This window comes from Mucilaginibacter sp. (genome assembly GCF_036383575.1).
In the GTDB taxonomy this organism is placed as follows: Bacteria; Bacteroidota; Bacteroidia; order Sphingobacteriales; family Sphingobacteriaceae; genus Mucilaginibacter.
Genome location: NZ_DASVOB010000894.1, coordinates 1 through 9149, shown reverse-complemented (window position 1 = coordinate 9149; position 9149 = coordinate 1). Strand labels below are relative to the sequence as shown.

At 44.4% G+C, this 9149-nt stretch carries 6 protein-coding genes and 1 pseudogene; all 7 read right to left on the bottom strand.

The genetic code is table 11. From position 1 onward, the window contains the following. On the bottom strand, positions 1 to 484 hold a 484-nt coding region (locus VF500_RS31425; protein WP_330863439.1), incomplete at its 3' end, for a RagB/SusD family nutrient uptake outer membrane protein. Positions 485 to 497: 13 nt separating this feature from the next. Further along, complete coding sequence (locus VF500_RS31420; protein WP_330863438.1) at positions 498 to 3818, bottom strand: TonB-dependent receptor; 3321 nt, start codon at positions 3816 to 3818, stop codon at positions 498 to 500. A gap of 251 nt (positions 3819 to 4069) precedes the next feature. Next, positions 4070 to 5071, bottom strand: a complete 1002-nt coding sequence (locus tag VF500_RS31415; RefSeq protein WP_330863437.1) for a family 43 glycosylhydrolase — start codon at positions 5069 to 5071, stop codon at positions 4070 to 4072. A 44-nt stretch (positions 5072 to 5115) separates the two neighbouring features. Then, positions 5116 to 5697: a sigma-70 family RNA polymerase sigma factor gene (locus tag VF500_RS31410; protein WP_330863436.1), complete on the bottom strand. Its 582-nt coding sequence runs from the start codon at positions 5695 to 5697 to the stop codon at positions 5116 to 5118. A gap of 240 nt (positions 5698 to 5937) precedes the next feature. Then, positions 5938 to 7314 (bottom strand): response regulator, encoded by a 1377-nt coding sequence (locus VF500_RS31405; RefSeq protein WP_330863435.1) that lies wholly within the window; start codon positions 7312 to 7314, stop codon positions 5938 to 5940. Between the two features lie 39 nt (positions 7315 to 7353). Beyond that, positions 7354 to 7527: pseudogene (locus tag VF500_RS31850) on the bottom strand (histidine kinase dimerization/phospho-acceptor domain-containing protein); the annotation flags it as partial. Between the two features lie 81 nt (positions 7528 to 7608). After that, positions 7609 to 9149: ligand-binding sensor domain-containing protein (locus VF500_RS31400; protein ID WP_330863434.1), on the bottom strand; the 1541-nt coding region annotated here is incomplete at its 5' end.

Sequence of the window (9149 nt, the reverse complement as noted above, 5' to 3'; positions counted from 1 at the left end):
CGGGCGAATCCAGGTTCAGGGTTTTGGTGATCAACGGAACACCCCCATAAAGCTGCAATAATTCAAAATAGTTGTAGGCCCTGAAAAATTTAGCCTCTGCCACAAATTGGCTAATGCCGGCCTGATCGCTGAACCCAACTGCCTTTTCAAGTAAATAGTTACAATTCCTGATCCTTGAATAATTATTGGTCCAATAAGCGTCACTTGCCGGAACTGTATTGATACCGGCTCCATAAGTGCCTCCACCGCCAAACACGTCGGCTCGCCCGTCATAATGCGGGTTATCAGCAAACGAATTGTTGAAATTACGGAGGGCACCGTAATATTGATTAGCAAAGGTTTTAAAATCACTGGCTGATTTAAAGTATGCTGCTTCCGAGAGCTGATCCTGCGGATAAAGGTTAAGCCCCTTATTGCACGCAAATATGCCGACAATGGCAATGATTGACAGGATACTGATAATCCTTCGGTATATATTTTTCATAATTATTTTTCAGTTAAAATGTAATGTTTGCGCCTATGGTTACATACCTGTAAAATGGATAACGTTCGTTTCCGGCAGTGGTCCGGGTAATTTCAGGATCCCAACCGTCATGAATCCCGCTGATCTCCCACAGGTCGCTTCCCGAAACATAGATCCTTAAACGGCTGATGGCTTTGGTACGCGCCAGTAATGCTTGCGGCAAAGTATAACCGATAACAAGGTTTTTTAAACGCACATAAGCCCCGTTCTCAACCGACCAGCTAGAGATCTGGTAATTGTAGCCGTTAATTCCATTGGTGTGAAGATTAGGGTAAAATGCATTGGTATTATCGGGCGTCCAGGTATTGTTTACCCATTGCGTGGTTTGTGCCTGTCCAAGCGCAGTAAAAGGTGTGCGCCAGTTGTTTGCACTGCCATTGGCCCTGAATATTGTTCTTTTCCCTACTCCTTGAAAAATGCTTGTAAAATCAAAGCCTTTCCATTGCAAACCTAACGTCAGGCCAAAAGTATAGCGCGGAACGTCGCTGCCTAAGTATACAAGGTCGCCCATATCTTTTGCCGATGTACCGGTAGTCAGTTTACCATCGCCATTAACATCAACAAAATAATTATCACCCGGACGCAAGCCTGAATTTTGGCCCGGCAAATTGGTGAGCGGTGTGGCGGCAGGGATACCAATGGTATTGATCACTCCTCCGGGGGCGTAGTATGTAGCGTTATAAGTGTCAACCTGTGCTTGTGTCTGGAAACGGCCACCGTATTTAAGGCCAAAATATGAACCGAGCGGATAACCCTGTACTGTGGCATTATAACCGGCACCCAAGGCAGGAACGCCATTGAAATATACCAACTTATTCTGGCTGTCGGTTATGTTGCCCGAAATCGTATAAGTTACCTGACCAACGCGGTCCTTCCAGGTCAGCTGCCCCTCCCATCCCCAGGTTTGCAAATCTCCGTTGTTTGACTGGGGCGCACCGATTCCTAAAGTGCCGGGATAGGTAACACTTACCAGCATATTCTTATTACGGTTCCGGAACACCTCAAAAGTACCATTTAACCGGCCGTTAAGTACGCCGAAATCAATACCAAGGTTTCGTTTGATCACTGTTTCCCAGGTACGGTCAAGCGAAACAAGATTTCCGGTTGTTGTAGTTGCCGTTGCAAGCGCTGTGCCTAAAAGGGTGTTACTGTTGCCTACATTCAGCGATTGCAGGTAGTCATAAAGACCAATACCACCCTGGCTGCCCGATGTAGCGTAAGATGCACGCAGCTTTAACTCGCTAAAAATATTTATACGTTTTATGAAGCTTTCTTCACCTAAACGCCAGCCGCCCATGAGGCTGTAAAACGGTTTCCAGCGTTTAGCTGCAATAAATTTTGAAGAACCATCGTACCGGCCAGTCCCTTCAAAAAGATATTTACCTTTAAAAGCGTAGGTAGCTCTTGCAAAATATGAACCGAGGGCGTAATGGTTGCGTTGTTCATCATTAGTTACAAAGCCGGCCAGCGTACTGCTCACCCCTAAATTTAAAGAAGGCACATCATCGCTTCCTAAATTGTAAGTACGGGTATTGAACATATCATACTCATCCCTTTCGTATGAACTGCCTACCATTAATGACACATCGTGTACACCATTAAAAGTATTGGCATAAGTAACACGACCGATCAGGTTATAATATTTATCATTGATGTTTGCACGGAAATAATTTTCGCTTCCTCCTGTAGAGCCGCCCGATGGTGCAGTGGTCCCGGTAAGGTATTTATCATCATAAGAATAAAGGCGCACTGTTTTGGTCTGCACGCGGTCGTCCTGCCACCAAACATTATATCCGGCTGTTCCGGTAAATGTGAGGTGTTTCATGAAATTATAAGTCAGCGTTGAATTGAGTAATGCCCGGCTATTATTTTCCAGGTTGTCACCACCGTCCCTCAGCAAACCTGCCGGACTCGCCACACCTCCCCACTGATAAGGTTTTCCCGACTGTGTATACATAGGCAAACCAACCTGAAACCCATTGCCGAGAGCACTGTAACTCCCTGTAGTGTACATGGTTGGTTGCTGGATATTATTTTGCTCCAATGAAATATTGGTTTCCAATTGTACCCTGTCGCTGAATTTATAGCTATTGTTTAGCCTGAGATTGTAACGCTGATTACCATTATTGCCGATCTGAAGCTGGCTGCCGTCATTTAAATAACCTAATGAAACACGATAGGTATTTTTTTCTGTTCCGCCCGATATAGCAAGATTATGTTGGGTTGAGGTTGCACGGCCCCATAAATACTGCTGCAATGACACATCGATGAAGTCTAATTCTTTTACATCGAGGAATGCAGGTACCGGTAAACCATTGTAAAATGAATTTGCAGTGATACCCCCGGTTGTATTGCCCGGAATTTGTGATGCCAATATTACCTTGCCTTTGTTGGCCAGCGCAAAATTGGCCATCTGGTACCACAGGTCAGTTGCTGGTGCTACGCCATAATTATCATTGGTTTTAGCCTGGATCAGGCCGTTTGCCCATTGATCAATGTTTGCCATCTTGGGTTGAAGGCCTAACAACTTCTCAGATACAGAAGGATCATACTGGATCTGCATTTTACCCGCCTTACCCTTTTTTGTGGTGATCAATACAACACCATAAGCAGCACGGGCACCATATATGGAAGCCGAACCATCTTTCAATACCGAAATATTGTCGATATCATTAGGATTGATAGAATTTAGCTCATTGTTATTGTTAAGGGCAACGCCATCTAATATTATCAATGGGTCCTGTCCGTTAACTGAAGTTGCGCCACGGATCTGAAAGTTCCAGTTTTCGCGGCCGGGCTGGGCCGAGGTCCTGGTTACAACCATACCCGGAACCTGCCCCTGTAAATTAGCAATTGGGTTATTTGTAGGCCCGCGGTCTTCAAATACTTTAGCACTCACCGTTGCAATAGCGCCCACTACTGAAGGCTTTTTTTGTGTGCCGTATGCCACCACGACAACTTCACTCAGGTCGCTGCTGTTCTCTGCCAAAGATATCACCATTGGTGTGCCGGCATCTGCCGGTACCTCTTTTGTCAAATAACCAACGTAGCTGATTTGCAGTATTGAGCCAGGCGAAGCGTTGATCTCGAAATGCCCGTTGGCATCGGAAACGGCCCCTACCGATGTTCCCTTAAGTTTAATAGTAGCGCCTATTATCGTCTCCTTAGTTTTGGCGTCGAGAACTTTCCCGCTGATCTTGCCATTCTGCGCATAAGCTATCACAGAGAATAAGTACCAGAAAAACAGGGTCAGCAAGCCAGGTTTTCCTTTAAAAAATAAAGTAGAAATACTCATAATTTCATTTGTTAATAATTAAGTAATTGGTTTCTAAAACGGTTTAATTAAGCTGGTGGCGGATCACCTCATGCACTCACTTAGTATATGGACATAAAAAGCATTTCCGGATACTCAATTCCAATCCATTATTTCCATTAATTTCAATTTGGGACAAGGTTTATGATGAAGCCAAAGGAAAACAATGCAGTGATCCACCATGCGTTACCTGCAATGAGCCTGAAAAATTGTATTATATTTTGCCTGGAAGTTTATTGAGGGGACTTTACCGCTGTCCCATTCTTTACGTCGATTTTAAAAGGCTTCGGCTGAGGTAACCAAAGCTTGCCATCGCCTATTTCAACGGGCATCCAAAGGTATCGTGAGTCCCATTGCGTTTTGGGTTTCCAAATATCTCCCAAAAACACTATCGTGGTATCCTTTCGGCCGGCAACCTTAAGCAGCAGTGTTGATTGCGAACCGTAGGTATTGGTTTCCTTCGGTGCTATATCCCTAAATTCAGACCATGGGCCTTCAAGAGATTTAGCTGTGGCATATTGGTTGGGATTGGGCCTCCAACCCGTCAGCGCCGAGCCAATAGCATAATACAATCCCTTGTAATGAACAATTGCGCCACCTTCCATATGTTCAGGCATTAAACACATTTCACGATCTATATTAAGACAATCTTCTGTGAGTTTGGCGATGTGAAACCCGAGCGGGCGGTCTTCAAAAATGAGATATTGCGTACCGTCATCATCCGTAAACTGCCCGATATCCCGGCTTTCGTGTCCTAAAGGACGAAAGCTTTTGAGATACCGAAAATTACCATCGGGCTTGTCACTAACTGCTATGCCTACGCTTGCATACTTATAAGTGGCGTTGTCCAGATGAAAGTACATTACATATTGCCGTGATTTTTTACTGTAAAACACCTTTGGCCTTTCCAGTATCCAGTGCCGGCCAAGGTTTTCTGGATCTGTCATCTGCACAACATCACCTTTAAATTTCCAATTCATCAGGTCGGTTGAGGCATAGCAGCTTACATAACGTTTGTTGCTGTCAAGTCCCTGCCTTCTTTCTTCGCCGTACCAGTAATAGGTATCTTTCACCTTAGTGATCCCACCGCCATGCGCCTGTATATGTTCACCTTTATCGTCCGGCCATATTTCTCCGGGTGATATTTTAGTTAATTTTTGCGCAGAAACACGCATGCCGGCGATAAGGCCAAGGCAAAGAATAGCAGATTTTAATAAGTAATTTCCGTTTGACATTTGGTTAAGTAAATTTTAGATAAGGTGATTTCAAAAAAGTGTGATCAGGCAACAAGTTCCGTTGGGGTACATCTTTTATTTTCTGTTAGTTTGAGCCTGAGCTGATTGATGCCACGATGCACATGATTAACAACAGACTGGTACTGCAGGCCGGTTACTTCGGCTATCTGGTCATAATTCCAATCATCAAAATACCGAAGGAATATCATTTCCTTTTGGCGCTTAGGCAGCGCATTTAAAGCCATAGCAAGGATCTGCCGGTTTTCCCTGCCCGCTTCCATACTAACAAGCAGGTCTTCTGCAGAAAAAACGACGTCGATCTGTTTGCAATTTTGCAGGTCGAGCAGCTCTGGCCGGTATGCTTTCAGATAGTTAATTGCGAGAGACCTGGCCGATTTAAAAAAATAATATTTCACATTATTGATCGGGCCAAATCGTTCTTTCCGTTCCCAAAATTTAATGAAGAGGTCCTGTAAAATATCCTGGGCAGCATCTTCATCTTTAACGATCTTAAACAGATAGAAATACAAAGGAGAATAAAGCGTGTCGTGAATACGACTGAAAGATTTCACATCTCCGACGAGGGTTTGCTCCCACCATTTCGTTAACTCGATACCGTTGTTCATATTGGCTCTATGACTATTTTTTTTATAGGCCGCATCAGGTAAGCAAACTCAACAATGTTTTCCAAAATCGATTAAGTAGCTTTTGCTCCGGGCTTAATAATTGGTTTATGAAAGCTAATATGGGGGGATTTTGCTACCGCGATGGGATACAAATTAGCCATTTTGGCGGTACAAATTCAGCATTCAATAAGAAACCTAAATGGATTAAGGAATATAAAAAAGACAGTAAATAACTAAAAATCAATTATTTACATTAAACCTCTTTTTAAACACGGGTCTTTTCTGCTTTAAAAAGTCTGAAGGGTTAGCGCCAAACAGTTTAAAAAACTGGCTCCGGAAGTATTTTATGCTGTTGAACCCGGTTTCAAAAGCCACTTCATTAACGTTCATATCAGACTGGATCAGCAATTCTGCAGCCTTGCGCAAGCGGATGTACCGGATAAAGCTGTTGATGGTATGGCCAGACAAGGATTTAACTTTACGGTACAGATTAGAGTGGCTCATCCCAATCTCCGCTGCCAATACCTTAATAGAAAAATTTTCGTCGGTAATATTCCTTTCAACAATATCAATACATTTTTCCAGGAACTGCCTGTACTCATCTGAGATTGTTATACTGGCATTTTTAAGCGTGATAGTGTTATAAAAATACTGCTGTAAATTATCGCGGTTTTGCAGAAGATTAGCAATACGGGCCATCAGAACATCCTTTTCAAACGGCTTCTGAATGTAATCGTCTGCCCCGCTTTCAAGCCCTTTGATCCTGCTTTCGGGGGAAGCGCTTGCTGTTAGCAGGATCATCGGAATGTAACTGAGCTGCGGATCGTTCTTTATGGCTGTGCATACTTCAATACCGTTTAATTCCGGCATCATCAAATCACAGATGATCATATCGGGTTGTTTATCCCGCGCCATTGTTAAACCAACCTGGCCATTTTCAGCCTCATACACGATATAAGAAGCCACAAGTAATGATCTGATGTAACGGCGCAGTTCAGCATCGTCATCAACTACAAGAATAGTTTTTTTATCATTAACAATACCTTTCGTTTCAAAATAGGTTTCATCAGCTTCAGCCATGGCTTCCACGTTGCTATTCTCTTCTGTTAGCTCATCCAACAGTGGGGAAATAATGTCAACCTCATCTGAAACCACAATTCCGGGAAAATGGCCGGTACCTTTCAAAAGCTCCAGGCTGAATGTAGTGCCCGTACCCTGAACGCTCTCAAAATAAAGTTGTCCGTGATGCCGGCGTGTAAATTGTTGTGCCAGGTATAAACCAATGCCAAACCCTGCCTTCTGCCCTTGTTTTGCAGAGCGGTAAAACTTTTCAAAAATATGCGCGCCGACCTCTTTTGATATTCCAGGGCCATTGTCTGTCACTTTGATAATAACCTCGTTCGGCGCGTCATTCAGCTGAACAGATACCGCTTTGCCACCCGCCGAATATTTGATTGCGTTTGAGATCAGGTTAAAAAGTATGATCTCGATCTTCTCACGATCACCATAAATGAAAAGAGGGTCTGCCGGAGCGTTCAGTTCCAGGCTAATTCCGGAAAGCTTTGCCTGATGAACGAAACAAAGATATACTTCGCGGCAAACGAGCACGATATCCATCGGTGCGATGTGTAGCGCATCCGCCACGGCATCAGCCTTTCGGAACAGCAATAACTGATCAACGAGGCTCAACAAACGTCTTGAATTGCGGAAAACTATATTCAGGTCCTGGCGTTCGCCGGAGGTACTTTTGGCCAGCAGATCCTTAACCGGGTTAATGATAAGAGAAAGCGGGGTGCGAAACTCATGGGCAACACCCGTAAAAAATTCGATGCGCCGCTCATTCAGTTCTTTTTCCTTTTCCTGAAGGTTACGTTGATATTCGACATCTGCGTTAGCCAGTTTTACCTCGTATTATAGCTTTGTTTCACGGAATTTATTCCGTACGTACCAATAGATTATTCCCACTACTACCAATGCATAAGCAACAAATGCCCAAACCGTGGCGTACCAGGGTGGCAAAACAACAATGTTCAGTGTCAGTTCGTTTTTTGTCCATTGGCCTTCAGGATTGGTGCAGTTAACCCTCAGCACGTAGCTGCCCGGGGCCAGCCTTGTATACAATATGTTGCGCTGATGGCCGGCATCCACCCACTTTCTATCCCACCCCTGAAGAATGTAGCGGTATTTTATTCTTTCCTGCGCCGTAAACTCTATAGCGGCGAACCGAAAAGCCAAAGAGGCATTTTTATAGGGTATCCGCAGTGAAACAAGTTCATTATGCTCATTGGCTTTAAAAAAACCGGGGTAAAAATCCAGCGGCTTCGCGTCGATCCTGATATCTGTAAAAGCAATGCCCGGTGCATTCCGCAACGGCACGAGTTGTTCGGGGGAAAATAGTGTAAGCCCGCCCGTGCCACCAAATGCCAGCTGGCCGTTCCTTAACCTCAGTGAAGCATTGAAATTGAACTCCTTGCTTGCAAGCCCGTCGCTTTGAAAAAAATTGGTAAAAGTTGTTTTCTTCGGATCAAAGCGGCAAAGGCCATTGTATGTGCTTAACCAAAGTTGCTTTGCATTGTCTTCCTCTATTGCCAGTATATTATTATTACTTAAGCCGGCCATGGTAGTGAACTGTTTTGTGACTTTGCCGGCCAACGTACCGAAATACATCAAACCAGCTTCAGTACCGAGCCAGAGATCGCCGCCCGCAGATGAATGTATCGACCGCACCGGTTTGCCGATGGAGTAAAACCGGAAACTCCCCTGTTTTATATTAATTTTATAAAGCCCTTCAAAGTTACCCGCCCAAAGATTGCCGGCCCCGTCTTGGCACATGGAAAGGACGTTAGGCAATTTTATATGAAATGGCTTAAACTGATCTGCTTTGCGGTCATAAAGAAAAAGGTCATCCTGTAACCCGCTTGCCCATAAGTTCCCTTCATGATCCAGATATAAACACCAGAAGGTTATCCGGCTTTCCTTGCCCTGCGCGTCCAGCCCATGATATACTTTAAACCTGTTTTGCCCGGGCAGGTAAAGATCGATCCCTCCGCCGTAAGTTGCTATCCATATTTTCCCTGTAAAATCCTGGATCATACTGGTTACAAAGTCGGAACTTAATGTCCCCGGATCTTTGGGATCATGCCGAAAGTTAGAAAAATGACCGGAACGCCTGTACCAGATGCTCAGTCCACCACCATCGGTGCCAATCCACAGCGTCCCCTCCCTGTCTTCAAGAAGCGATTTTACAAAATTGCTGATGAGGCTGTTGGCATTAAGCGGATCATGACGGATGTTTTGGAACCTGTCTTTAACCTCATCGATCATGTTTATCCCTCCCCTGAGCGTTCCTATCCATTTTCGTCCATTCCTGTCCAGCAGCAATGAATACACGGCGTTACTTGAAAGCCCCTGTTCGTTGTATCCTTCCGACAAATAAGAGATTTGACTGCGGT